The 1,388-nt window shown below is 46.4% G+C and carries 1 protein-coding gene; it reads right to left on the bottom strand.

Annotation, left to right across the window (positions count from 1 at the left end):
* Positions 1–80 precede the first annotated feature (80 nt).
* Positions 81–848, bottom strand: a complete 768-nt coding sequence (gene heR, locus AC9UEP_RS06010; protein WP_509545107.1) for a heliorhodopsin HeR — start codon at positions 846–848, stop codon at positions 81–83.
* Positions 849–1,388: the final 540 nt, after the last annotated feature.

Here is a 1,388-nt window from a genome sequence, read left to right as displayed (position 1 = left end):
GCTACGGCGGATAAGGAGGAGTCCGCGGAGCTTCATAGTGGGTAGAGCATAACGCGAGAATGCATATTCAATCAAGCGGCTTATTGAGGTGGAATCAAGGTCCCCGAGAAGATCTGCCATGCAAGTGCTGATTTAGCCACAAGTGAGAGCGTTATATAAGTCTTCTCACCGCGCAAATAATCTGACCATTTTCCAACCTTCTTATATTGAAGGTATTGAACAACGGCAAAGGTATTAAAGAGAAGAAATATTGAGAAGACGATGCCATAAACAAATGCAGGCGCCTTTGTGTCTCCTGGGCCACCGATTGCAAGAACATAGAACGCGAGTGCAAGCCAAGGAATAGCACCGGCAATGCAGCCAAAGATATATGCAAGCCATCCACCATTTCCTGGCTCTTCATATTTCTCTTGCAGCCAGCCAAAGAGAATCATCGATGCATTGACCCCAAAGAGGGCGATGATTGCAACAACATCGGAGACGCCAGTAATGAGTGCAATGAGAACAATCATTACTGATGAGCTAATTGAATATTCAACCCAACGGAAGTAGTTGCGGTGAGCCGCAAGGCCGGCGGCATAGCGAGGGAAGAATTGTGGGCTGACAACAATAAAGTGGAAGAAGGCAGAAAGGCCTAAGAAGATTGCAACAGTGATTCCGATTGGAGCCTCGAGCAGAGTGACAGGTTCTGCAAAGTCACTTCCTGGAGGTCCTGCTGCGTAGCGGGCAACAATAGGCAAGGTGAAGTCACTCGATAGGACAAGCACTACCGCCATTTGAACGAGGTGGAAGAAACCTGCAATGAGGTTGTAATTACGGATCTTCTGAGTATTGATCCCTTTAGCCATAACCTCAGGTTATATCCACAGCCACCCATTTTCTCGGCAATATTGATAGCTAATCGAAATATTCTCCGCCTGTTCGGTTTAACTCCCTCATCGAAGGCTTCTTGTGAGCCATCGGCTGCTTCCTCGCTAACTCTCTCTGGCAACTAGCCAGAGATTGCACAAAGAGTGCATAACGAGGGAGGAGGACGAAGTGGAATCAGTAATTTTTTTACTGAGATTCCTTTTTGAGATATTCAAATCTATTTTTGAAATCATTGAAAAAAGGAAAGCCCGCCGCATAAACGGCGAGCCTCCACCAAGTGCTTGAACCGAACACTCATCCGGAGGGCAGATGCTCTCCGGATGGGCTATTTCTAGCAGAATCTTTCTACGGAACTGGATAACTTGGCGTCAACCTTGGAAAAGAATCTCCTGGTTGTAGCAAAATTCTGATTTTTATTACTTAGAGTTACAAAACAGGTAAATAACGATCTAACTCATAGGCGCTCACCTGGCGGCGATAGTCCTGCCACTCAGAGCGCTTATTGCGCAGGAAGTAAT

Origin of the sequence: Candidatus Planktophila sp. (assembly GCF_040402315.1) — a bacterium.
Taxonomy (GTDB): domain Bacteria; phylum Actinomycetota; class Actinomycetes; order Nanopelagicales; family Nanopelagicaceae; genus Planktophila.
The sequence above is the reverse complement of the archived record's forward strand: the minus strand, read 5'-3'. Positions and strand labels throughout refer to the sequence as shown.

What these genes read in the sequence shown, in the direction of transcription:
- heR (WP_509545107.1), bottom strand. Translation starts at nt 848, where the DNA reads ATGGCTAAAGGGATCAATACTCAGAAGATCCGTAATTACAACCTCATT.